Genomic DNA, 23,986 nt, shown 5'->3' with positions numbered 1-23,986 from the left:
GAGGTGGCCGGAGCCGGCCGGGTCCGGGCGGGGTGGCGGAGGGCCCGCTCACGTGGGCGGTCGGTGAGCGGGCGCCCCGGGGACGGATCGGTCACGCGTCGGCGACGAAGACCTTGTTGGGGTCGACGCTGCCGATGTCGTCGTTGAAGACCGCGCCTCCGACCTTCGAGCCGTGGAGCATGATCATCCGGTAGAAGAACCCGGGGACCACCGGGAGGATCTCCTCCAGGATGTGGGTGTTGAGCTTCCACCACTCGCTGGCCTGCTCCTCCGGGTCCGGGATCTGGGAGATCCGGTCGATCTCGGAGTCGACGTGCTCGTCGCGGAGGTGGGCGTAGGTGGCGGCGCCGTCCTCGATCTGGCGGCTGTCGAAGAGCGGCGGGATGACGGTGGAGGAGGACAGCCAGTCGTGGCCCCAGGAGGCGCGGTAGATGTCCAGGCCGTTGTCGACCGTGCCGATCTCGTCGTAGTACGTCTCCTGCGGGCCCTGGGTCCTGTTGACCTCGAAGCCGGCGTCCGTCAGCGCGGCCTCGACGGCGGGCCCCCACTGCTGGTCCTCGGCGCTGTTGGCGTGGTAGAGGTTCAGCGTGGTGCCGACGGCGTCGGCCTCCTCCAGGAGCGCCCGGGCCTTGTCCAGGTCCCCCTCGGGCTTGGCGAGCTTGCCGTACGGGTCGTAGTCCGCCTGGTAGCCGGGCAGGAGCGGGCTGATGAGGCCGCCGGCGTACTCGCCGCCGAGGGCACCGCCGTAGGCGTTGAGAACGCCGTTGAGCGGCAGCGCGTGGAGGATCGCCTCGCGGACCTTCTTGTCCTTGACCCGGTCCTGGTTGATGGCGAGCTGCCACACGTACGGCTGGTAGCCGTCCAGCAGCCGGTCGGCGTACTGCGGGTCCTCCATCACCGTGGGGCCGTTGCCGCCGTCCAGGCCGTTGCTGAAGCTGATGGCGTACTGGTCGTCGCCGCGGTCGGCCATGAGGCGGGAGGTGGAGTCCTCGGGCGTGTGGCCGTAGGACAGCTCCCAGCGGTCCGGGAAGGCGTGGCGTATGGGGTCCGTCTCGGCCATCCAGTGCTCGTTGCGCACCAGGGTCATGGCCCGGCCGGGCGAGTAGTTGTCGATGCGGTAGGGGCCGGACGCCACCGGCGCCCGGTCGTACTCCTGCTTGGTGTCGCCCTCCATGGAGACGATGGCGTAGCCGGCCATCGCCAGGCAGTAGGGCAGGTCGAGCTGCGGCTTCTTGAAGTGGAAGATGACGGTCTTCTCGTCCGGGGTCTCCAGGACGTCGTCCGGCAGGTGGTCGCCCTCGTAGGGGCCGCCGGGCAGCAGGTCGCGGTAGCCCGCCGGGTCGTCGGCCAGCCAGCCCTGGAGGTACTTGGGGCCCTGCGCGATGAAGTCCGCGAACAGCCGCTCCACCGAGTGCCGCACGTCGGCGGAGGTGATGGGGCTGCCGTTCTCCCAGTGGATGTCGTCCTTGAGGGTGAACTTCCAGGTCCTGCCGTCGTCGGAGGTCTTGCCGGAGTCGGTGGCCAGGTCGCCGACGACGGTGTAGTTGCCCTGGGCGTCGAGCTGGATCCCCGTCAGGCCGCGGTGGAGCAGCTTGGCGTGCATCATCTCGTGGGAGACGTAGATCTGGGCGGGGTCCAGGTGCTCGGGGCCGGCCTCGGTCAGCACATGGATGGTGCCGCCGGTCGTGGCGCCCTCGACCTCGGGGGCGGGGCCCCGCGACTGCTCCTCGGTGCCGAAGAGGACGCCCTCCAGCTCCTTGGGGCCCTCGGTGTTGCCCGTGTTCCCGCCGCCACCGCCGCCGCTGCTGCACGCGGCGAGCACGAGGCCGCCGCCCATGGCGAGCGTGGCTCTCCTCGTCAGGTGAGGCGGCAGTCTGAGGGTGTGCCCGTTGGCCTGTCCTGTCTCGCTCATCGTCTCTTAGCTCCTGCCCGTTCGTTGTCTGTCAAGCCAGTACGTCGGTGGTGTGGGTCGGCACGGGGTCATCGCGCCGTCTTCGGGTCGAAGGCGTCCCGGATCGAGTCCCCCAGGAGGTTGAAGGCGACGATGAAGACCACCATCGCCAGTCCGGGGAAGAACATGTAGGTGATGTCCTCGCGATAGACCTCGGAGGCCGTGGCGAACATCCGGCCCCAGTCGGGCGTCGGCTCGGTGATGCCGACGCCGAGGAAGGACAGGCCCGCGATGCTGGTCACGAAGTTCGGCAGCATGTAGGTCGCCTGCACCAGCATCGGCGACACGGTGTTGGGCAGCAGCTCCTTGCGGATGATGCGCCACGGGCTGGCACCGCTCACCTTCGCCGCCTCGACGAACTCGCGCTCGCGCAGGGAGAGGGTGACGCCGCGCAGGATGCGGCCGAGGGTCATCCAGCCCAGCACCGACAGCACGAGGATGACGGAGATGATCTCGACCCACTTGGGCGTCTCCTCCCGGCGGCCCGACACGAAGAACGTGGTGACGATCGGCAGGAACGCCACGAAGAAGAGCTGCTGGGGGAAGGCCATCAGGAGGTCGGTGAAGCGGCTGATGACGTAGTCCGCCTTGCCGCCGAGGTACCCGGCGGTGATGCCCAGCAGGATCGCGATGAGGGTGGCGATCACGGCCACGGCGGTGGCGATGAGCAGCGAGTTGCGGATGCTGTAGAGCAGGAGGGTGAAGACGTCCTTGCCGGTCTGGGGCTCAAGGCCGAACCAGTACTCGCCGTCGATGCCGCCGTTGGGCTTGATGGGGTAGCCGAACTCGTTGAGCAGGGAGGTGTCCCGCAGGCCGTACCCGGTGTACGGATCTTTTCCGTACAGAGAGGATATGACCGGGGCAAGCAGACCGATCACGAAGAAAAACAGCACGACGCAGGCGGATATAACCCCGACTCGGTCGCGGCGGAAGCGACGCCACATCAGCTGCCCGGGCGAGCGGCCGACCAGTTCGGGCGCCTCCTCGGTCGCGGAACCCTCGGCAGGCTCGGCGGCCTTGGCGACCTGGGTTGGGCTGGACATCTATCGGCCCCCCGACGGAATGGACGAGCTGCATGGACTTGTTGCGCGTGTAGATCGTGTAGCTCGCGACTGTGGCAAGGCACACACTTTCTCGTCAAGCCATAGCATTGGTATAAGCCTATGAAGGCAAATTGGGAAGCCAATGTTATGCGTATTGACGCCGAAACGTGCTTGACGGGCGTTCGTTGTATCTGACATATGGTGACAAGTCGTAACCCACGGTGTTAACAAGCAAGCAACACCCCGGACGCCACACCGATATGCGAACGCCCCAGACTGAGGCGGTACGGCCGTGCGGGTGCCGTAGACCGGGGCGATGCGGCCAGTGCGTCCGCATCGCCCCGGTACATGTCCGCTGCGCGGTGCTTGGCCGCGAAGGCGGGCGCCGACGGCGCCGCTTCGGCGGCGCGGGGCACCGCCTCAGCGGCCGACGTCGTCGGCCTCGGTGGTCTGCCTATCCGCTCGTCACCTGCTGCTTCTCCTCCGCGAAGTGACAGGCCGAGTCGTGGCGTACGGGGTCCGGGGCGTCCTTCAGATGCCGTGGCACGGCCAGCGGGGGCTCGATCTCGGCGCAGATCGGCTGGGCCTTCCAGCAGCGGGTGCGGAAGCGGCAGCCGGAGGGCGGATCGGCGGGCGAGGGCACGTCGCCGGTCAGGATGATGCGTTCGCCCCGGCCGCGCCGGGCCGGGTCGGGCACGGGGACGGCCGAGAGCAGCGCCTGGGTGTAGGGGTGGGTGGGATGCTCGTAGATCTCCTCGTCGGTGCCGGTCTCGACGATCTTGCCCAGGTACATGACGGCGATCCGGTCACAGATGTGCCGCACCACCGACAGGTCGTGGGCGATGAAGACGTAGGAGAGGCCGAATTCGGCCTGAAGTCGCTCCATGAGGTTGATCACCTGGGCCTGGACCGAGACGTCGAGGGCCGAGACCGGCTCGTCGGCGACGATGATCGCCGGGTTGAGCGCGAGGCCCCGGGCGATGCCGATGCGCTGGCGCTGGCCGCCGGAGAACTGGTGCGGGTAGCGGTTGATGTACTCCGGGTTGAGGCCGACGACCTCCAGCAGCTCGCGCACCCGCGCCAGGCGCCCGGCCTTCGGCACGACCTCGGGGTGGATGTCGAAGGGCTCGCCCACGATGTCGCCGACCGTCATCCGCGGGTTGAGGGAGGTGTAGGGGTCCTGGAAGACGAGCTGGATGTTGCGGCGCACGGCCTTCAGCGCCCGGCCCGTCAGGCGGGTGATGTCCTCGCCCTGGTAGAGGATGCGGCCGGCGGTGGGGCGTTCCAGGCTGGTCATCAGCTTCGCCACGGTGGACTTGCCGCAGCCCGACTCCCCCACGAGGCCGAGGGTCTCCCCCGGGCGGAGGTCCGCGTCGACGCCCGAGACGGCCTGCACCGCGCCGATCTGGCGCCGGAGGACGACGCCCCGGGTCAGCGGGTAGTTCTTGACCAGGCCGGCGACGTCGAGGACCGGCTCGCTTTCCTCACCTCTCACCGATGCACTCCCTCCAGAGGTGGCAGGCGCTGGTGCGGCCCTCGGAGACGTCGTAGAGCGGGGGCCGCTCGGCGCGGCAGACGGGCTGGGCGAGCGGGCAGCGCGGGTGGAACGGGCAGCCGGGCGGGATGGCGAGCAGGCTGGGCGGCAGGCCGCGGATGACGGGGAGTTCGCCGCCCCCGTCGCGGCCGGCGCGGTCCAGGCGTGGCACGGAGTCCAGCAGCCCCTTGGTGTACGGGTGCGCGGGGGCGGCGTACAGCTCGTGGACGGGCGCGTGTTCGACGATGCGGCCCGCGTACATGACGGCGATGCGGTCGGCGACGTCGGCGACGACGCCGAGGTCGTGGGTGATGAGGATCAGGCCCATCCGGTACTCCCGCTGGAGCTCGGCGAGGAGGTCCATCACCTGGGCCTGCACGGTGACGTCGAGGGCGGTGGTCGGCTCGTCGGCGATGATCAGCTCGGGGCTGAGCGCCAGCGCCATGGCGATCATGATGCGCTGGCGCATGCCGCCGGAGAACTGGTGCGGGTAGTCGCCCGCCCGCTGCCGGGCCGCCGGGATGCGCACGCGCTCCATCAGCTCGACGGCGTTCTCCCTTGCCTCCTTGCGGGTGGCACCGCGGTGGACGCGGAACATCTCGGCGAGCTGGTAGCCGACGGGGAGCACGGGGTTGAGGGCGGAGAGCGCGTCCTGGAAGATCATCGCCATCTGCTCGCCGCGGATGCGGCGCCGCTCCTCGGGGCCGAGGGTGAGCAGGTCGCGGCCGGCGAAGCGGATCTCGCCGCCGGTGACGCGGCCGGGCGGGATGTCGAGGATGCCCATCACGGCCTGCGCGGACACCGACTTGCCGGAGCCGGACTCGCCGAGCACGGCGAGGGTCTCGCCCGCGTCGACGGCGTAGGAGACGCCGTTGACGGCGCCGACCACGCCGTCGCGGGTGTGGAACTCCACGCGCAGGTCGCGCACCTCCAGCAGGACGGGCTCCTCCTCGTCGGTCGCCTCTCCGCCCGCGCGGCCGCGTACGGGCGTCGAGGCTGCCTGCGGGCCGGGAGCCGTTGGTGCGTCGCTCACGAGGTCACCTCAGTCTGGGGTCGAGGGCGTCGCGCACGGCGTCGCCGAGCATGATGAACGCCAGCACCGTGAGGCTCAGCGCGGCGGCCGGGTAGAGCAGGATGTGGGGGGCGTTGCGGAACTGCATGCCGTCGGAGGCGGCGGAGATGTCCACGCCCCAGGAGACGGTGGGGGGCTTGAGGCCGACGCCGAGGTAGCTGAGGGTCGCCTCCAGGGCGATGAAGGTGCCCAGCACGATGGTCGCCATCACGATGACGGGGGCGAGGGCGTTGGGCAGGATGTGGCGCAGCAGCAGCCGGGCGTTGCCCGCGCCGAGGGCCCGTGCGGCGAGGACGTAGTCCTGCTGGCGGACGGTGATCACCGAGCCGCGGGCGATGCGGGCGACGGGCGGCCAGCCGAGGGCGGCGATGACGAGGACGACCGGCCAGATGCCGGTGAGCGTGATCATGCTGAGGAAGACGATGGCGCCCAGCACCATGGGGATGCCGAAGAAGACGTCGGTCATGCGGGAGAGGACGGCGTCGAAGGGGCCGCCGAAGAAGCCGGCGAGGCCGCCGACGACGCCGCCGAGGAGGGCGACGCCGAGGGTGGCGCAGACGCCGACGGCGATGGAGGCGCGGGCGCCGTAGACGGTGCGGGTGTAGACGTCGCAGCCCTGGGTGTCGAAGCCGAACCAGTGGCCGGCGGTGGGGCCTTCGAGGGAGCGCATGAGGTCGCAGCGGTGGGGGTCGCCGGGGGCGATGAGGCCGGGCCAGACGGCGATGACGACGAGGAAGAAGATCAGCAGCGCGGAGACGAGGAAGACGGGGTTGCGGCGCAGGTCGTGCCAGGCGTCGGTGCCCAGGCCCCGGGCGGGGGCGAGACGGATGCCGGAGGCGGCGGGGCCGGCGTCTTCCTGGGCCTCGAGCGGTGTCTCAGGCATAGCGGATCCTCGGGTCGAGCACGGCGTAGAGGAGGTCGACGAGCAGGTTGGCGAGGAGGAAGATCAGGACGAGCACGGTGACGAAGCCGACGACGGTGGGGGAGTTCTGGCGGAGGATGCCCTGGTAGAGCTGGTAGCCGACGCCCTGGATGTTGAAGATGCGCTCGGTGACGATGGCGCCGGCCATGAGGTTGCCGATGTCGGCGCCGAGGTAGGTGACGACGGGGATGAGGGAGTTGCGCAGCAGGTGGCGCACGGTGGTGCGGCGGCGCGGCAGGCCCTTGGCGATGGCGGTGCGGATGTAGTCGGCGCGGGTGTTCTCGGCGACCGAGGTGCGGGTGAGGCGGGTGACGTAGGCGAGGGAGACCAGGGCGAGGATGAGGCCGGGGACGAGCAGCTCGTCGAGGTTTCCCCCGGGGCTGACGGCCGGCTCGATCCAGCCGAGTTCGACGCCGAGGACGTACTGCAGCGTGGTGCCGAGGACGAAGGTGGGGATGGCGATCACGACGAGGGTGGCGACCAGGACGCCGGTGTCGAGGGGGCGGCCGCGGCGCAGGCCGGTGACGACGCCGAGGGTGATGCCGATGACGGCCTCGAAGGCGAGGGCGACGAGCATCAGGCGGAAGCTGATGGGGAACGCCGTCTCCATCAGGTCGGTGACGGGCTGGCCGTTGAAGGCGGTGCCGAAGTCGCCGGTGAGGATGTCGCCGAGGTAGAGCAGGTACTGCTTCCACAGGGGCTCGTCGAGGTTGAACTCGTCGCGGAGGCGGGCGGCGGTGGCGGGGTCGGGGGGGCGGTCGCCGAAGAGCGCGGTGACGGGGTCGCCCAGGGCGTACACCATGACGAAGATGAGGAAGGTGACGCCGAGGAAGACCGGGACCATCTGGATCAGGCGCCGGATGATGTAGCGCCCCACGGTCAGCTCACCCGGATGTCGGTGAAGACGGGAACGGAGAAGGGGTTGAGGCGGACGTCGCCGAGGCGTTCGGAGTAGCCGGCGGTGCCGTTCTGGTACCAGAGCGGGATCGCCGGGAGGTCGTGGGCGATCAGCTCCTCGGCGTCCTGGAGGAGGTCGACGGCCTCCTCGGCGTCGGGGGTGGCGTTGGCGCGGTCGAGGAGGCGGTCGAAGCGGGGGTTGCTGTAGCCGGCGTCGTTGGAGGAGGCGTCGGTGTAGTACACCGGCTGGAGGAAGCTCTGGATGAGGGGGTAGTCCATCTGCCAGCCGGTACGGAACATGCCGGTCATCTCGTCGGCCATGATCTGGTTGCGGAAGTCGGCGAAGGTGGGGATGGGGTTGACGGTGCAGGCGCCGGTGTCGCCGAGGACGTTGTTGATGCTGTTGCAGACGGCGTCCATCCACTGGCGGTGGGAGCCGGTGTCGACGTTGGAGGAGAGGGTGACGGAGCCGCCGGGGAGGCCGCCGGCGTCCTCGATCAGGCGGCGGGCCCGGTCGGGGTGGTACTCGCACAGCTCCCCGCACATGCCGGGGTCGTAGCCGCCGGACTCGCCGAGGACGGGTGAGGTGAAGTCGCGGGCGGGGGTGCGGGTGTCGAAGTAGATCTTGGAGGTGATGGCCTCGCGGTCGATCGCCATGGACAGGCCCTGGCGGATCTTGCGGCCGTTCTCGCCGCGCCACCTGCGGTCGTAGAGCGGGAAGGAGACGGTCTGGATGATGCCGGCGGGCTGGTTGATGTAGCGGTCGGCGAGGTCGGCCGGGGCGTTCTGGAGCTGCGAGGCGGGCACGTCGTCGATGAGGTCGAGGTTGCCGGCTTGGAGGTCGGTGTAGGCGGTGTTGTTGTCGGTGTAGACCCGCAGCTCGACGCCGTCGTTCTTCGGCTTGTCGTCGCCGGTGTACTTCTCGTAGGTGACCAGGTTCATGCCCTGGCCGGGCGTGTAGGAGGCGATCCGGTAGGGGCCGTTGCCGATGGGCTTGGCCAGCCAGGCGTCGTGGTCGTCGAAGAACGCCTTGGGGAGCGGGGCGTAGGCGGCGTAGCCGAGGGTCTCGGGCCACAGGGAGAAGGGCTGGCTCAGCTCGACGGTGAAGGTGTGGTCGCCCGTGACCTTCAGGCCGCTCATGGTGTCGGCGGTGGGCTCGGCGTTCGCCTCGGTGGGGTGGACGTCCTCGTAGCCCTCGATGAACTGGAAGAAGTAGCTGCCGACCTGGGCGTTGTCGATGTGGGCGCCGTAGTTCCAGGCGTCGACGTAGGAGCTTGCGGTGACCGGGGTGCCGTCCTGGAAGGTCCAGCCGGGCTCGATGGTGATGGTGAAGTTCCGCTGGTCGTCGGTCTCGATCGATTCGGCCATCATGTCCTCGGCCTCGCCGGTCTCCGGGTTGTAGCGCTTCAGGCCCCGGAAGATCATGTCGAGGACCTTGCCGCCCTGGACCTCGTTGGTGTTGGCGGGCTCCAGCGGGTGGGCCGGGTCGCCCCAGGAGGCGCGCACGACGGCACCCTCGGCGGTCGCCGTGCCGCCGTAACCGTCGTCGCCGCCGCCGCAGCCCGCCGCGGCCGGGGCGAGGACTGTCGCGGTGGCGAGGGCCACGGCAAGGCGCGTCGCTGGGCGCATCGGGATGCCTCCTGGATCCTGACCGGCTTCTCGCGCGGGGATGGCCGCACGAAAGACCATGAGATCCCTTTTGAGGTTTTTTGTCCGCCATCAGAGCGTGGCCGAGACCTGCGTGTTGCGAGAAACCCCCCATATGCCGGACGCGATCCCTGACATATCATTTTGATAACGACTCAGTGTCGATTCCGCACGACGGGAGAAGGCACAATGCGCAGCCGCTCGTCCAAGCCCCCCGATCCCCCCACCCCTTCCCTCACCGTTCTCGCCGGCGCCCTCGCCACCGTGCTGGCCGCCGGCGCGCTGCTGGGCTGCTCCAGCGGCTCCGAGCCGGCGGCGGACGGCCGTCCCGCCGACCCCGCCGCGACGCCAACCCCCGCGCCCTCCGTCCAGGCGCCGCTGATCCCCTCCGACGCCGCGCTGCCCGGGCAGGTCATCGCGCTGGACTTCGCCGACGACAGCCACGGCTTCGTGCTGCTGGCGGACTGTCAGGACGGCCTGCCGTACGGCACCGCCCGCGGCTGCACCTACAGCCTGGCGGCGCTGGACGGCGAGTCGGGCACCTGGGAGCTGCGCGACACCCCGCTGCCCACGGGCGACCGCACCGAGTTCGGCTTCGTCGTCGAGGCCGCCTCGGCCGGCCACGCGCGCCTGTCCTCGGTGACCGGCGCCGTGCTGGACGACATCGGGGACACGGTCTGGGTGACCGACGACGCCGGCCGCAGCTGGCGGCGCGGCGACGCCGGGACCTCCGGCACGGTCCCGGCGATACCCGAGGGCTCGCACGTGGCGCTCGTCGACGAGCGGCTGGCGGCGTTGATGCCCCGGACCGCGGAGTACCGGCTGCTGGAGCGGCAGCCGCCGCTGGAGGAGCTGAGCACGCCCGGCCTGCTGCCCGACGGCAGGCACTGGGTCGCCGGCGTCGACCCGGTCACCGGCGCGTCCGCGCTCGCCGTCTCGCAGGACGAGGGCCGCGGCTGGCGCACGCTGGCGCCGCTGCCCACCGCCCCGGCGTTCGCCGGCTCGGCCGGCTACCGCGAGCTGCGGCTGGTGGCCGGTCCCGACGGGCTGTACGCCTTCGAGTCCGGCGTCGCGGACCACGGCGGCGACAGCGACGCGCAGGCGGGGTTGTACGGCAGCACGCTGCTCGGCATCCACGTCAGCGGGGACGACGGGCGGTCCTGGCAGCGGGTGTGGACGCACGAGGACTCCTCCAGCCGCCCCGGCTCGGTCATCGGCACGCCCATCGCGGCGGCCGACGGCAGCCTGGTCGTGTACGGCGACGACGCGATCTACGTCAGCCGGGACGGGGGGCGAAGCTTCGCGGTTGAGCGGCCAGGGCCGCCGCCGGAGGAGCCGGCGCTGACGCGTGCCGGGTATCTGCTGACGGATCTCGACCACGCGGGGCACTACCGCGTATCGGCGGACGGGTTCACGTGGAGCACGATCGTGCTGGGGAGCGAGGAGGGGTAGTCCCGCCCGCCCCACGGGGCTCCGCCCCGGACCCCGTTTGCCGCCCACACCCCGGCACCCACCCGGGGGCGAGCGCCGTCGGCAGACGCGCCAGCCGGGGACGGAGCGCCGTCGGCAGACGCGCCGCTCGCCCCCGGCGGGGGCGGGGCGGAGCCCCGGGGTCGGGTGGGCGGGCTACGCGCGCTTCGCGCGGGCCGCGGCTCGGAGGCGTTCGCGTTGGTCGAGGACGACCTTGCGGATGCGGACCTCGGTCGGGGTCACCTCCACGCACTCGTCCTCGCGGCAGAACTCCAGGCACTGCTCCAGCGACAGCTTGCGCGGCGGCACCAGGTTCTCCGTGGTCTCGGCCGTGGAGGAGCGGATGTTGGTGAGCTTCTTCTCCTTGGTGATGTTCACGTCCATGTCGTCGGAGCGGGAGTTCTCGCCGACGATCATGCCCTCGTACACGTCGGTGCCCGGCTCGACGAAGATCGTGCCGCGCTCCTGGAGGTTGAGCATGGCGTACGCCGTGGCCACGCCGGTGCGGTCCGCGACGAGGGAGCCGCTGCGGCGGGTGCGCAGCTCGCCCGCCCAGGGCTCGTGGCATTCGAAGATGCTGTGGGCGATGCCCGTGCCCCGGGTCTCCGTCAGGAACTCGGTGCGGAAGCCGATCAGGCCGCGCGAGGGCACCAGGAACTCCATGCGCACCCAGCCCGAGCCGTGGTTGACCATGGTCTCCATCCGGCCCTTGCGGCCCGCCATGAGCTGCGTGATCGCGCCCAGGTGCTCCTCGGGGGCGTCGATCGTCATCCGCTCCACCGGCTCGTGGACCTGGCCGTCGATCTGGCGGGTGACCACCTCGGGGCGGCCGACCGTCAGCTCGAAGCCCTCCCGGCGCATCGTCTCCACCAGGATGGCCAGCGCCAGCTCGCCCCTGCCCTGCACCTCCCAGGCGTCCGGGCGCTCCGTCGGCAGCACGCGCAGGCTGACGTTGCCCACCAGCTCCCGGTCGAGGCGGTCCTTCACCAGCCGGGCCGTGAGCTTGTGGCCCTTGCCGCCGCGGCCGGCCAGCGGCGAGGTGTTGGTGCCGATGGTCATGGAGATCGCCGGCTCGTCCACGGTGATCAGCGGCAGCGCCACCGGGTCGGCCGGGTCGGCCAGCGTCTCGCCGATCATGATGTCCGGGATGCCGGCCACCGCGCAGATGTCGCCGGGCCCGGCCTGCTCGGCGGGGCGGCGGGTCAGCGCCTCGGTCATCAGCAGCTCGGTGACGCGGACGTTGCGGGCGGTGCCGTCGCGGCGCAGCCACGCCACGGTCTGGCCCTTGCGCAGGCTGCCGGCGCGGATGCGGCACAGGGCGATCCGGCCGAGGAAGTTGTCCGCGTCGAGGTTGGTGACGTGCGCCTGGAGCGGGGCGCCCTCCTCGTAGACGGGCGCCGGGACGGTGTCGAGGAGGGTGGTGAAGAACGGCTCCAGGCTGTCGCTGTCGGCCGGGACCGTGCCGTCGGCGGGCTGGGTCAGCGAGGCGACGCCGTCGCGGGCGCAGGCGTAGACGATGGGGAACTCGATCTGCTCCTCGTCGGCGTCCAGGTCGAGGAAGAGGTCGTAGGTCTCGTTGAGCACCTGTGTGATGCGGGCGTCGGGCCGGTCGGTCTTGTTGACGCAGAGGATGACGGGGAGCCGGGCCTGGAGCGCCTTGCGCAGCACGAAGCGGGTCTGCGGCAGCGGGCCCTCGGAGGCGTCGACGAGCAGCACGACCGCGTCCACCATGGACAGCCCGCGCTCCACCTCGCCGCCGAAGTCGGCGTGGCCGGGGGTGTCGATGATGTTGATCACCACCGGGCCGCCGCCCTTCGGGTGGTACCGGACGGCGGTGTTCTTGGCGAGGATCGTGATCCCCTTCTCCCGCTCCAGGTCCCCGGTGTCCATGACCCGCTCGTCCACCTGCTGGTGGGCGGCGAAGGCACCCGCCTGTCGCAGCATGGCGTCGACGAGCGTGGTCTTGCCGTGGTCGACGTGGGCGACGATGGCGACATTGCGGATGTCGTGGCGCGTGGGCATGGCTGTAATCGTACGGTGGGCCCGGAGTGGTCAGCGGCGGTATCCGATGTCCTGGTAGCGGGGGGTGGCCATACCGTGCGCGCCGACGCCGGCGAGGTCGGCGCGGGCGGCGACGAGCTGCGGCGGCTGGTAGAGGGGGATGGAGCCCGCCACCGCCCACAGCCGGGCGTCGGCCTTGTTCAGCAGCTCGGCGTGCTCGGCCTCGTCCAGCTCGCCCGCCGCCTGCCGCAGGAGCTGGTCGATGTAGTCGGTGCCGAGGCGGGTGTAGTTCTGGCCGACCAGCATCTGGCCGCCGGGGAGCGCCTGCGGCTTGGCGAAGAGCGGCTGCGCGTCGGTGGCCGGGTAGGCGGTGGCGGGCCAGGAGTAGAGCGCCAGGTCGAAGTCGCCGCCGGGGACGCGCTCGGCGAAGAAATCCTCGGCCGGGACCTCGGTGAGGTCCGCGCTTACGCCGATGCCCTCCAGCATCGTCACGATGCGGCGGCCGGTGGCCCGGAGCTGCCCGGAGCCGGGGCCGTCGGGGACGAGGAAGCGCAGCTCAAGGGCCTCGCCCTGCTTGGTCCGCACGAGCGGGGGCGAGGCCGGGGCCGCGCCCCGGCCCTGCTTGGCCGCGCGCCCGTCGCCCGCGCCCGCTTCGGCTCCCCCCGGGTCACCGTCGTCGGTGTTCGCGCCGTCGTCGGTCGTGCCAGGACGCGCGGCGAGTTCCCAGCCCGCCTCCTCCAGGAGGGCGGCCGCGGCGGTGGTGCCGCTGTCGCCGAGGGCTTCGCTGTTGTCCTGGTAGCCCGCCTGGCCGACGGTGCGCAGGTGGCTGCCGAGGGGTTCGGCGGGGAGCCCGGCCGGTTCGTGGACCTCCTCGGCCAGGGCCTCGCGGTCGATGGCGCGGGCCAGCGCCCAGCGCACCCGCTCGTCGCGCAGCGCCGGGGACGCGCCGTTCAGCGTGAGCTGCGTGTAACCGGCGTCGTAGGCCCGGTAGACGGCGAAGTCGCGCAGCCGCTCGCGCAGGACGGCCTCGCGGGAGACGAGGGTGAGCTCGCGGGCGCGCTCGGCGTCGGTGAGGGTGCGGGCGTAGCGCTCCCGGGCCCGCTCCGCTGCCGCGCTGTCGTCCGAGCCGGACTCCCCCGTCTCGCCGGTCTGCCCCGTCTCCTCGGTCAGCCGCGCCGTGGCCCACGCGTGCATGGCCGCCGCGGTGTCCACGGCGCCCCGCTCGCGAAGCGGCCCGGGGCCCTGCGCCCCGGGCGCGCTCTCCGCCGCGGCGGTGATCCGCTCGGCGTCGGAGGCCGAGACCTCCGCCAGGTCGAGCTCGCCCGCCAGCAGCGCGGCCTGCCGCCTGCCGCCCGGCACGGCCGCGAAGACCAGCTCGTCCAGCAGCGCGGGCCGCCCCCACCACTCCTCGTTGCGGGCCAGCGTGATCGTCCCGGCCTCGCGGTCCACGCTCTCGACCGCGAACGGCCCGCCCGCCGGCGGAGGGTCCTGGCGTGCGCCCTCGTTGAAACGCCCGGGATCGGAGGTGACCGAGCGCGGGTAGAGCGGGCTGAACAGCGACCGCCAGTCGGCGTACGGCCGGGCGAAGGTGACGGTGACCTGGCGCGGGCCCGGGCCCTCGGCGACGCTCTCGATGCGCTCGTAGCCGGCGGCGCGCGCCCCGGCGTAGTCGGTGTCCTGGCCGCTGAGCGCCCGCCACTGCGCGTGGAAGTCCTCGACGCCGATCGGCTCGCCGTCGCTCCACGCGGCCTTCGGGTGGAGGGTGTAGACGACGCGCTGCCTCGGCTCGCGGTCGGTGATCTCGGCGGTGCGCAGGTAGTCGGTGTTCAGCCGCGGCCGGCCCCGGGCGTCGAGGGTGAAGAGCATCGGCAGCACCGCACCCGCGACGTGCTCGGTCACCGGCCCGGCGTCCTCGTGGTAGGCGTTCAGGCTGTCGGGCAGCTCGTCAACGCCCCAGGTGACCGTTCCCCCGCTGGTCAGCTGTGCCCGGCGGGCGACGGCCACGGACTGGGAGGCGGAGACGGAGGCGGACCCCTCCCGTTCGTCCGAGCCGGTGCAGCCCGCGAGCAGGGGGGTGGCGGGGGTGAGCAGCGCCGCCGCGAGGAGCGCCGCAGCGCGGCGCGCGGGCACGGACATGGTGGGACACCTCCGGGGTCGGCGAGGCGCCCGGCTCAGCAAGCCTGTCTGCTGATCACACCGGCGCGCCTCGCTGCCCACTTAACGGGGACGCCCCCGCCCGCCCGGCGGCGACACGGCGGCCGGGCGCGGCCAGGCCACCCGTCCGGCTCATACGCTGGCGCCCATGCCAGCGAGCCCGGAGCCGATCCCATCCCCCGCCGCCCCACCCACCACACCCGCCCCACGCCGTCCCGGCCCGGGCGCCGGCGCAGCGAGGCGAGCCGGGAGGCGATCCTGGCCGCCGCGCTGCGGCTGGTCGACGAGGCGGGCGTGCCCGGCCTCACCGTGGAGGGCATCGCCGCCCGCGCCGGCTGCGACCTGCCGGAGCGGCCCTCGCCGGAGACGGTGCTCTACATCGTCTTCGGCACCCTGTGGTACCGGGTGCTCGCCACCCGTCGGCCGCCCGACGAGGCGCTGGACGAGGACCTGCTGGCGGTCCTGGCACCGGGCACAGGGCGTTGACCGCCGTTGACGGCTTCACCCGAGGGGTGCGGCCCTCTTCCCAACAGGCAGTCCGAGGGGACAGACTCGCAGGGTCCGGTGACGCGCCACCGCTGGAGGTGGTCGCAACGGAGGTGTTTGAGCGATGTCGCTGCACGAGGAGCTCCGCGCCGCACAGCGCTGCGTGGATGATCTGGCGCGCTGCGTCTCCCGCCTGGAACGGGAGCTGGGCGGCGTTCTCGAGGTGCGCCGGGTGCGCAGCGACGCGGACCACCTGCGGGAGAGCCTGGAGCTGCTCGGCGCCGCCTCGGTGTCGCGGCCGCCGTCACCGGCGCGGGCGGGCGAGCCGGCGGCGGAGCCGATACGGGTGCCCGACGCCCCGTACGACCACCGGCTGTGGGTAGGCGCCGACGACGAGGGTCTGGGATGCCACCGCCCTTGATCTAGCCGGCCCACCCGCTGACGCCGTGGCGCGCCCCCTCGCGCCGCGCGCCCACGGCAACGCCAGCACGCCCATCCCCCAACGCAGCGCAACGCAGCGCGCCTCGCCCCATCTCGCTCGGAGAGTTCCTTGGCCACCGAAATCGACACCCCACCGCCGCCCTCCCCTGCCCCCGCGCGGGCCGCCATCGACGAGCGGCACCTGCGCACCGACCGCTGGTGGCTGCAGCCGACACTGGTCGTGGCAGGGCTGCTGGCGTTCATCGTCTACGCCACCTGGCGGGCGTTCGCGAACGCCGACTACTACGCCGCGCCCTACGTCTCGCCGTTCTACTCCCCCTGCCTGGCGGAGAACTGCGAGGAGATGCGCGGCGGCCCCAACTGGGCGCTGTTCGGCGACTGGTGGTCGCTCTCCCCCGCGCTGCTGTTCCTCTTCCTGCCGCTGGGCTTCCGGCTGACCTGCTACTACTACCGCAAGGCGTACTTCCGCAGCTTCTGGGGCTCCCCGCCGGCCTGCGCGGTCGCCGAGCCGCACACGGCGTACTCCGGCGAGACCCGCTTCCCGCTGCTGCTCAACAACAGCCACCGGTACTTCTTCTACGCCTCGGCGGGCATCGCCGTGATCCTCACCTACGACGCCATCCTCGGCTTCCGCGACGAGCACTACGAGTGGGGCCACGCGGGCCTGGGCACCCTGCTCGGCCTGGTCAACATCACGCTGGTGTGGGCGTACACCCTCTCCTGCCACTCCTGCCGCCACATCTTCGGCGGCCGGCTGAAGAACTTCTCGGCGCACCCGCTGCGCTACCGCATGTGGACGTGGATCAGCCGCCTCAACGGCCGCCACGCGCTGCTCGCCTGGGCCTCGCTCACGAGCCTGGGCCTGACCGACCTGTACGTGTACCTGCTGGCCACCGACGTGTTCGACGACCCGCAGCTGTTCTGACAAACCCCCGAAGACGACAAGGAGACGAGCGAAGTGGAGCGGCAGTCGTGGGATGTGGTGGTGGTCGGCGCGGGCGGCGCCGGGCTGCGGGCGGCGATCGAGGCGCGTGAGCAGGGGCTGCGCACGGCGGTGATCTGCAAGTCGCTGTTCGGCAAGGCCCACACGGTGATGGCGGAGGGCGGCATCGCCGCCAGCATGGGCAACGTGAACTCCGGCGACGGCTGGTCGGTGCACTTCCGCGACACCATGCGGGGCGGGAAGTTCCTCAACCAGTGGCGGATGGCGGAGCTGCACGCCCGCGAGGCGCCCGACCGGGTGTGGGAGCTGGAGACCTGGGGCGCACTCTTCGACCGCACCAAGGACGGCAGGATCTCGCAGCGCAACTTCGGCGGCCACGAGTTCCCGCGCCTGGCGCACGTCGGCGACCGCACGGGCCTGGAGATGATCCGCACCCTCCAGCAGCGGGTGGTCGCCCTCCAGCAGGAGGACTTCAAGGAGACCGGGGAGTACGAGGCGAAGCTGAAGGTCTTCGCCGAGTGCACCGTCACGCGGGTGCTGAAGGCCGAGGACGGCCGCGTCGCCGGCGTCTTCGCCTACGACCGCGAGTCGGGGACGTTCTTCGTCATCGACGCCCCGGCGGTGGTGCTGGCCACCGGCGGCATCGGCAAGTCGTTCAAGGTCACCTCCAACTCCTGGGAGTACACCGGCGACGGGCACGCGCTGGCGCTGCTGGCGGGCGCGCCGCTGGTGAACATGGAGTTCGTGCAGTTCCACCCGACCGGGATGGTCTGGCCGCCCTCGGTGAAGGGGATCCTCGTCACCGAGTCGGTGCGCGGCGACGGCGGGGTGCTGCGCAACAGCGAGGGCAAGCGCTTCATGTTCGACTACGTCCCCGAGGTGTTCAAGGAGCACTACGCCCAGGACGAGGCCGAGGCCGACCGCTGGTACACCGACCCCGACCACAACCGCCGCCCGCCGGAGCTGCTGCCCCGCGACGAGGTGGCCCGCGCGATCAACTCCGAGGTGAAGGCGGGGCGCGGCTCGCCGCACGGCGGGGTGTTCCTGGACGTCTCGACCCGGATGCCGGCCGAGGAGATCGTGCGGCGGCTGCCGTCCATGCACCACCAGTTCAAGCAGCTCGCGGACGTGGACATCACCAAGGAGCCGATGGAGGTCGGCCCGACCTGCCACTACGTGATGGGCGGCGTGGACGTCGACCCGGACACGGCGGCGGCCACCGGCGTGCCGGGGCTGTACGCGGCCGGCGAGGTGGCCGGCGGCATGCACGGCTCCAACCGGCTGGGCGGCAACTCCCTGTCCGACCTGCTGGTCTTCGGCCGGCGGGCCGGGCTGTACGCCGCCGAGTACGCGGCCGGGATCGGCGAGGGCGAACGCCCGGTGGCGGCCGAGGACCAGATCGCGACGGCGCGCGAGGAGGCGTTGCGCCCCTTCGAGGGCGAGGGCGGCGACGAGAACCCGTACGCGGTGCAGCAGGATCTCCAGCAGACGATGAACGACCTGGTCGGCATCATCCGGCGCGAGTCGGAGGTGACCGAGGCGCTGGAGCGCCTGGGCGAGCTGCGCGAGCGCGCGCGGCGCGCGGGCGTGGAGGGCCACCGGCAGTACAACCCGGGCTGGCATCTCGCGCTCGACCTGCGGAACATGCTGCTGGTCAGCGAGTGCGTGGCGCTGGCGGCCAAGGAGCGCACCGAGTCCCGCGGCGGCCACACCCGGGACGACTACCCGCAGATGGACCGCGACTGGCGGCGCGTCAACCTGCTGTGCACGGTGAACGCTTCGGGCCGGGTGGAGCTGACCCGCCGGGACCTGCCGCCGATGCGCTCCGATCTGCTGGAGCTGTTCGACAAGGAAGAACTCGCGAAGTACCTGACCGACGAGGAGCTCGCCTCATGACCACGGCGGCCGACAGCACCGCAAGCCCAAGCACACGCTACGACGCCCGCTTCCGGGTGTGGCGCGGGGACTCCGGGGGCGGCGGGCTCGCGGACTTCACCGTGGAGGTGAACGAGGGCGAGGTCGTGCTCGACATCATCCACCGGCTCCAGGCCACACAGGCCCCGGACCTGGCGGTGCGGTGGAACTGCAAGGCGGGCAAGTGCGGCTCGTGCAGCGCGGAGATCAACGGGCGGCCGCGCCTGATGTGTATGACGCGGATGTCGCAGTTCGAGCGGGACGAGACGATCACGATCACGCCACTGCGGACCTTCCCGGTGGTGCGGGACCTGGTGACGGACGTCGGCTTCAACTACCAGAAGGCGCGCGAGATCCCCTCGTTCGTGCCGCCGGAGGGGCTGGGGCCCGGCGAGTACCGGATGCAGCAGGAGGACGTGGGGCGCTCGCAGGAGTTCCGCAAGTGCATCGAGTGCTTCCTGTGCCAGGACGTGTGCCACGTGGTGCGCGACCACGAGGAGAACAAGCAGGCGTTCGCCGGGCCGCGCTTCCTGATGCGGATGGCGGAGCTGGACATGCACCCGCTGGACGACGCGGAGCGGGAGGGCCTGGACCGGCAGCGGGCGATCCAGGAGGAGCACGGGCTGGGGTTCTGCAACATCACCAAGTGCTGCACCGAGGTCTGCCCCGAGGGCATCAAGATCACGGACAACGCCCTGATCCCGATGAAGGAGAGGGCCGTCGACCGCAAGTACGACCCCATCGTCTGGCTCGGCAGCCGCATCCGCCGCCGGAAGAAGTCGGACTAGCGAGGGTTCGTCCCCACCCCCTGGCCCTCGGCCCGGCCCCCTGTGGACTATGGCAGTGGCCTAATCCGTGTGCGCACGGTGATGTGCTGGCGTAGGGTCTGGCATATGCGGACAGGGGGTGAGGGATGAACGCCAGCAACCTGCGCCCGTGGCAGGTGATCCGGCAGGATGAGAACGGCGGTCGCTACCGCATAGGACACTGCGCCACACGCGCCGAGGCGCAACGCCTCGTTTCGCGGCTCAGCCTTCGCGTCGGAGCCGGCGGGCCGGCCGCGGATCCTCCGGCTCACTACCTCGTGGAGCGCGTCGAGCCGGGGTCCGGCCCGTCTCGCTGAGCCGCCGGGCGCCGAGGCGGCCGGGCGCTGAGGAGAGCGGTTCCATCCCGCGGGGGCACAATCGTATATATGGGACATTCTGGGCGTGGCTCGGACCTCGCGGCGACGGGGCGTCCGTGCTCGCTGCTCGACCTGCTCCGCGTCGGCATCGTCATGCTCGACGCCCGCGGTCAGGTCACCCTGTGGAGCCCCGTGACCGAGGAGATCCTCGGCTGGCCGAAGCGGGAGGCCGTCGGCCGCCACCTGAGCGACTTCGTCCCCGCGGGCCGCCCTGCCCCCGGCACCGCGGTCTACCGCGCCCTGCTGCGCGACGGCCACTGGCGCGGCACGCTCGCCCTCCGCCACCGGGACGGCCACGTCGTGTCGCTGGAGGCGCGGGCCTCGCTGCTGCGCGACGACGACGGGGTCCCGTGCATTCTCGCCAATCTCGTCGAAACCAGCCGCCTCGACGCCGTCGAGCAGGACCTCGCCACCCTCGACGCGCTCTTCGCCGCCTTGCCGCAGGGCATCGGGATCTTCGACACCGACCGGCGTCTGGTCCGCCTCAACGACGCCCTGGCCCGCCTCGGCGACGCCCCGGCCGAGAAGCTGGTGGGCAGGACCGCGCTGGAGCTGCTGCCGCCGCCGATGGCGCGGGAGATCCACCGGCTCCAGGGGGAGGTGCTGCGCACCGGCCGCCCCGTGGTCGACCTGGTCATCTCCACCCCGGACGACGGGGCCGCCCACTCGTTCTCCCTCAGCCGCCTCACCGACCGGGACGGCCGCACCCTCGGCGTCGGCTGCGTCAGCATGGACGTCACCGAGCGCATCGAGTCCCTGGTCCGGGTGGAGCGCACCCGCGAGAGCCTGGCCCTGCTGGACGACATCGGCTCCGCCCTGGCCAACCTGCTCGACGTGCGGCGCATCAGCGACACCCTGGCGCGGCTCCTCGTCCCCCGCTTCGCCGACTACGCCTCCGTCACGCTGCTCGAGCCGGTCGCGAACGGCGGGGACCTGCCCCGGCCCGGCGACATCCCGCACCAGCGCCTCGTGCGGGTCGCCGTCGGCGCCAAGCGCAGCAGCCCCGAGGTGACGCAGATGATGCGGCTGGGCCAGGAGTTCCCGGCCGATCCGCGCAACGTCATCGGGGCGGCCGTGCTCAGCGGTACCCCCCGCCTGTACTCCTCCGAGGAGGAGATCCTGGCCACGGCCCCCGGCGACCGCAACGCGGCCGCCTCGCACGCCCTCGGCATCCACTCGATGATCACCGCGCCGCTGCCCGCCCGCGGCACCGTGCTCGGCCTGCTCACCCTCACCCGCGCCGAGGACCGCGCCCCCTTCGACCGGCAGGATCTCTCCCTGGCCACCGAGGTCGTCGCCCGGGCCGGGGTCTCGCTCGACAACGCCCGCCTGTACGCCCAGGAGCGCGAGCGCGCGGTCACCCTCCAGCGCAGCCTGCTGCCGCGCTCGGTGCCCTCGCTGCCGGGCGTGGGCGTCAGCTATCGGTACGTGCCCGCCGGCGTCGGGTCGGAGGTCGGCGGCGACTGGTTCGACGTGATCCCGCTGACGCGCGGACGGGTGGCGTTCGTCGTCGGCGACGTGACCGGGCACGGGCTGCGGGCCGCCGCCACCATGGGGCGGCTGCGCACGGCCGTGCGCACCCTCGCCGGGCTCGACCTCTCCCCCGCCGAGTTGCTGCGCCGGGTCAACGACCTGAGCGAGGACATCGCCCGCCACCCCGACGACCCGATGATGGCGACCTGCCTGTACGCCGTCTTCGACCCGGACGACCGGGGGTGCACCCTCGCCAAGGCCGGGCACATGCCGCCGGTGCTCTACGCCCCCGGCGACCCGCGTCACCCCGAGCGGCCCGGGGAGTGGACGGCCCGGCTGCTGGAGCTGCCCTCGGGCGTGCCGCTCGGCGTCGAGGGCGGGGTGATCGAGGAGCGGCGGGTGGAGGTGCCGAGCGGCGCGATGCTCGTGATGTACACCGACGGGCTGATCGAGACGCGCGGCGGCGACATCAACGAGGGCATGCGGCGGCTGTGCGACCTGCTGAGCAGGACCGCCCGTCCCGGCATCTCGCTGGAGGCGCTGTGCGACCGCATCATCGAGACCATCGGCCCGGGCCCCGAGGACGACATCGCGCTGCTCGCCGCGCGGCTGGGTTCCTAGGCCCTCCCGGCCCTCCCGGCCCCGGCAGCCACGGCGGCCCCGGGCCCTCTCCGGGCGACAGGCCCTAGCGGACGGGCAGGTGGTAGGCGACGCGGAACCGGTCGGCGGGGACCACCACGTCCGCCGTCTCCACCGGCAGGCAGCCCGCCCGGAAGGTGCGGGCGATCACCAGCACCGGGTGCCCCGGCACGCCGCCGAGCTGGCGCGCCTCGGTGGCCAGGGCCGGGCGGGCCATCACGTCCTCCGCCACGTTGTCCACCACCAGGTCGATGGCGGCCATCCGCTCCACCACCCCGCGGCCGGCCAGCGGTCCCTCCTCCGGCAGCATCACCGGCGTGCGGCCGGTGATGCGCAGCGGCTCGTAGGAGGTGGAGAGCATCACCGGCTCGCCGCCCGTGCGGAGCAGGTACCGGGTGCACATCACCTCCTCGCCCGGCTCGATCCGCAGCCGCCGCGCGATGGCGTCGCTCGCCTCGATGCGGTCGCTCACCGCCTCCCAGCTGCCGCGCACCCGCTCGTCCGCCTGCTCCTGCCTGAAGGGGCTGGACTCCCCGAGCGTGCGGTACCCGCTGCGGCAGACCCGGCGCGGCTCGGGCCGCTCGCGGACATACGTCCCGGAGCCGGAGCGGCCCTCGACGAGGCCCTCGGCCATCAGCACCTTGCGCGCCTCCAGGGCGACCGTGTCGGAGACGCCGTACTTGGCGCGAATGCTCGCCTGCGAGGGCAGCCTGGCATGCGGCGGCAGGGTGCCGTTGGCGATCTGCTGTCGAAGGTCGTCCGCGACGCGAAGATATGCGGGCTGCTCACCGAACGGCACCGGCCCCTCCCAGGGGTTCTCCCGTTTCGTGCGTTTCGTACTAACGAACAGCAACAGCTTGACGACAGAGGGTCGCCGCCCGCAAGGCCCGGCCATGGAATCACCCGAAGTGATGACCGACAGGTCGGATTCTGGCCGATTGAGTCGGCGAAGCACGCGAAGGTGCGTCGTCACGTGTGGAAATGTGTTCGCAAGACCGCTTCATACGCCGCCGCGCGGGTCACGGGTCGCTAGGAGCAGTCCTCGCGGTCCTCGTCGGCGCCGGACGAACGGCGCGGGGGGTCGCCGTCGGTGTCGGGCAGCGGGCGGTCCTCGCGCAGCGCCGCGAAGAGGTTCCCGGCCTTGTCCTGGTCCCAGGCGACGGTGGAGCCGATGCCGGGGACGGTGCGGTTGTGGTCGGACAGCGGCACGGAGGCGAAGCGGGCGTCGGAGGGCTTGAACTCCCGCATGGCGCCCGCCAGGTCGAGCATCTCCTCGGCGCCGAAGCCCGGGTCGGCGCGGACCGAGCCGAGCAGCGCCTGCGCCGTGCCGCTCAGCCGCGCGGGGTTGAGCAGCACGCCGCTGCTGACGGCCCGGTCGAGGAAGGCGGCGAGGAACCGCTGCTGCCGCTCCATGCGGCCGAGGTCGGAGCTGCCGTCCACGTGCCGGGCCCGCACGTACGCCAGCGCGGTGGCGCCGTCGAGGGTGTGGCTGCCCGCGGGCAGGTCGAGCCCCGAGTAGTCGTCCTCCAGGCGGCGGTTGGTGCAGACCTCGACGCCGCCGATCTCGTCCACGGCGTTCATGAAGCTGGCGAAGTCGACCTCCAGGTAGTGGTCGACGCGCAGCTCGGTCATCCGCTCCACGGTGCGGACCATCAGCGAGGGGCCGCCGTGGGAGAGGGCGGCGTTCAGCTTGTCGGCGTGTGCCTGGTGGCGGCCGCCGGTGGGCGCGAACTCGTGGGCGGGCAGCTCGGCGTAGGAGTCGCGGGGGAGGCTGACCACGCTGGCCCGCTCGCGGTCGGCGGAGAGGTGCACCAGCATGATCGTGTCGGCGCAGTAGCAGGAGACGCCGCCGAGGTGGTACTTGTCGCGCTCGGCCTCGCTGAACCCGTCGCGCGAGTCGGTGCCGATCAGCAGGATGTTCAGATCCTCGCCGCCGTCGTCGGCGGGGCGGTCGTTGTCCGGCAGGCCGCGGAAGGGGTCGACGCGGGTCAGCTCCCGCTCGGCCGAGCTGACCATGGCGTGGCCGACGCCGCTGGCGGTGAGGACCAGCACGGCGAGGGTGGCGGCGGAGCGCAGCGCCAGGCGGCGGACCCGCGGCGTCAGGCGCGGACGCGGGCGGGGGCGGAGGCGGGGGCGCGGACGCGGACGGGGGCGGGGACGGGGGCGCGCACGCAGGCGCGGGCGATAGCCCGGGCGCGGGCGGAGGCGTTGAGCCG

The 23,986-nt window shown here is 72.1% G+C and carries 18 protein-coding genes; 7 read left to right on the top strand and 11 right to left on the bottom strand.

What is annotated here, in order from left to right:
* Positions 1-91: 91 nt before the first annotated feature.
* The 7 genes from ACTWQH_RS09855 to ACTWQH_RS09825 form a co-directional block, all read right to left on the bottom strand.
* The gene (locus ACTWQH_RS09855; RefSeq protein ID WP_443286024.1) at positions 92-1,912 is read right to left on the bottom strand and encodes an ABC transporter substrate-binding protein; all 1,821 of its coding nucleotides are present in this window, start codon (positions 1,910-1,912) and stop codon (positions 92-94) included.
* A gap of 68 nt (positions 1,913-1,980) precedes the next feature.
* Complete coding sequence (locus ACTWQH_RS09850) at positions 1,981-2,994, bottom strand: ABC transporter permease (RefSeq protein WP_443286023.1); 1,014 nt, start codon at positions 2,992-2,994, stop codon at positions 1,981-1,983.
* Positions 2,995-3,448: 454 nt separating this feature from the next.
* Positions 3,449-4,489: an ABC transporter ATP-binding protein gene (locus tag ACTWQH_RS09845; RefSeq protein WP_443286022.1), complete on the bottom strand. Its 1,041-nt coding sequence runs from the start codon at positions 4,487-4,489 to the stop codon at positions 3,449-3,451.
* Positions 4,479-5,465, bottom strand: coding sequence for an ABC transporter ATP-binding protein (locus tag ACTWQH_RS09840; protein ID WP_443286088.1), 987 nt, complete (start codon positions 5,463-5,465; stop codon positions 4,479-4,481). Before ACTWQH_RS09840 ends, ACTWQH_RS09845 begins: the two co-directional genes overlap by 11 nt.
* A 100-nt stretch (positions 5,466-5,565) precedes the next feature.
* Positions 5,566-6,483 (bottom strand): ABC transporter permease, encoded by a 918-nt coding sequence (locus ACTWQH_RS09835; RefSeq protein ID WP_443286021.1) that lies wholly within the window; start codon positions 6,481-6,483, stop codon positions 5,566-5,568.
* The gene (locus ACTWQH_RS09830; RefSeq protein ID WP_443286020.1) at positions 6,476-7,399 is read right to left on the bottom strand and encodes an ABC transporter permease; all 924 of its coding nucleotides are present in this window, start codon (positions 7,397-7,399) and stop codon (positions 6,476-6,478) included. Before ACTWQH_RS09830 ends, ACTWQH_RS09835 begins: the two co-directional genes overlap by 8 nt.
* A gap of 2 nt (positions 7,400-7,401) precedes the next feature.
* A complete protein-coding gene (locus ACTWQH_RS09825; RefSeq protein ID WP_443286019.1) occupies positions 7,402-9,048 on the bottom strand; it encodes a peptide ABC transporter substrate-binding protein in 1,647 nt (548 codons plus the stop codon).
* Between the two features lie 207 nt (positions 9,049-9,255).
* Between ACTWQH_RS09825 and ACTWQH_RS09820 the strand changes: the two genes are divergently transcribed.
* A complete protein-coding gene (locus ACTWQH_RS09820) occupies positions 9,256-10,518 on the top strand; it encodes a hypothetical protein (protein WP_443286018.1) in 1,263 nt (420 codons plus the stop codon).
* Between the two features lie 174 nt (positions 10,519-10,692).
* On the opposite strand, the gene typA is transcribed toward ACTWQH_RS09820, so the two are convergent.
* Together typA and ACTWQH_RS09810 are read right to left on the bottom strand one after the other, a co-directional pair.
* Positions 10,693-12,558 carry a translational GTPase TypA gene (typA, locus tag ACTWQH_RS09815; RefSeq protein ID WP_443286017.1) on the bottom strand — a complete coding sequence of 622 codons (1,866 nt, stop codon included), beginning with the start codon at positions 12,556-12,558 and terminating at the stop codon, positions 10,693-10,695.
* A gap of 30 nt (positions 12,559-12,588) precedes the next feature.
* The gene (locus tag ACTWQH_RS09810) at positions 12,589-14,673 is read right to left on the bottom strand and encodes an ABC transporter family substrate-binding protein (RefSeq protein ID WP_443286016.1); all 2,085 of its coding nucleotides are present in this window, start codon (positions 14,671-14,673) and stop codon (positions 12,589-12,591) included.
* Between the two features lie 312 nt (positions 14,674-14,985).
* Between ACTWQH_RS09810 and ACTWQH_RS09805 the strand changes: the two genes are divergently transcribed.
* The 6 genes from ACTWQH_RS09805 (at position 14,986) to ACTWQH_RS09780 (ending at position 21,752) form a co-directional block, all read left to right on the top strand.
* Positions 14,986-15,177 (top strand): hypothetical protein, encoded by a 192-nt coding sequence (locus tag ACTWQH_RS09805; RefSeq protein WP_443286015.1) that lies wholly within the window; start codon positions 14,986-14,988, stop codon positions 15,175-15,177.
* A 124-nt stretch (positions 15,178-15,301) separates the two neighbouring features.
* A complete protein-coding gene (locus tag ACTWQH_RS09800) occupies positions 15,302-15,598 on the top strand; it encodes a hypothetical protein (protein WP_443286014.1) in 297 nt (98 codons plus the stop codon).
* A gap of 129 nt (positions 15,599-15,727) precedes the next feature.
* Complete coding sequence (locus ACTWQH_RS09795) at positions 15,728-16,543, top strand: hypothetical protein (protein WP_443286013.1); 816 nt, start codon at positions 15,728-15,730, stop codon at positions 16,541-16,543.
* Positions 16,544-16,576: 33 nt separating this feature from the next.
* Positions 16,577-18,457, top strand: coding sequence for a fumarate reductase/succinate dehydrogenase flavoprotein subunit (locus ACTWQH_RS09790; protein ID WP_443286012.1), 1,881 nt, complete (start codon positions 16,577-16,579; stop codon positions 18,455-18,457).
* Entirely contained in the window at positions 18,454-19,263 is an 810-nt protein-coding gene (locus tag ACTWQH_RS09785) for a succinate dehydrogenase/fumarate reductase iron-sulfur subunit (RefSeq protein ID WP_443286011.1), read from the top strand. The genes ACTWQH_RS09790 and ACTWQH_RS09785 overlap by 4 nt, the downstream gene beginning before the upstream one ends.
* 404 nt (positions 19,264-19,667) lie before the next feature.
* Positions 19,668-21,752 carry a SpoIIE family protein phosphatase gene (locus tag ACTWQH_RS09780; RefSeq protein ID WP_443286010.1) on the top strand — a complete coding sequence of 695 codons (2,085 nt, stop codon included), beginning with the start codon at positions 19,668-19,670 and terminating at the stop codon, positions 21,750-21,752.
* A gap of 64 nt (positions 21,753-21,816) precedes the next feature.
* On the opposite strand, the gene ACTWQH_RS09775 is transcribed toward ACTWQH_RS09780, so the two are convergent.
* Together ACTWQH_RS09775 and ACTWQH_RS09770 are read right to left on the bottom strand one after the other, a co-directional pair.
* Positions 21,817-22,569: a GntR family transcriptional regulator gene (locus ACTWQH_RS09775; RefSeq protein WP_443286009.1), complete on the bottom strand. Its 753-nt coding sequence runs from the start codon at positions 22,567-22,569 to the stop codon at positions 21,817-21,819.
* Positions 22,570-22,799: 230 nt separating this feature from the next.
* The gene (locus ACTWQH_RS09770) at positions 22,800-23,822 is read right to left on the bottom strand and encodes an LCP family protein (protein WP_443286008.1); all 1,023 of its coding nucleotides are present in this window, start codon (positions 23,820-23,822) and stop codon (positions 22,800-22,802) included.
* Positions 23,823-23,986 lie beyond the last annotated feature (164 nt).

This window comes from Streptomyces sp. 6N223, from assembly GCF_052246635.1.
GTDB lineage: Bacteria > Actinomycetota > Actinomycetes > Streptomycetales > Streptomycetaceae > Streptomyces.
This window is presented reverse-complemented; position numbering and strand designations above follow the sequence as displayed.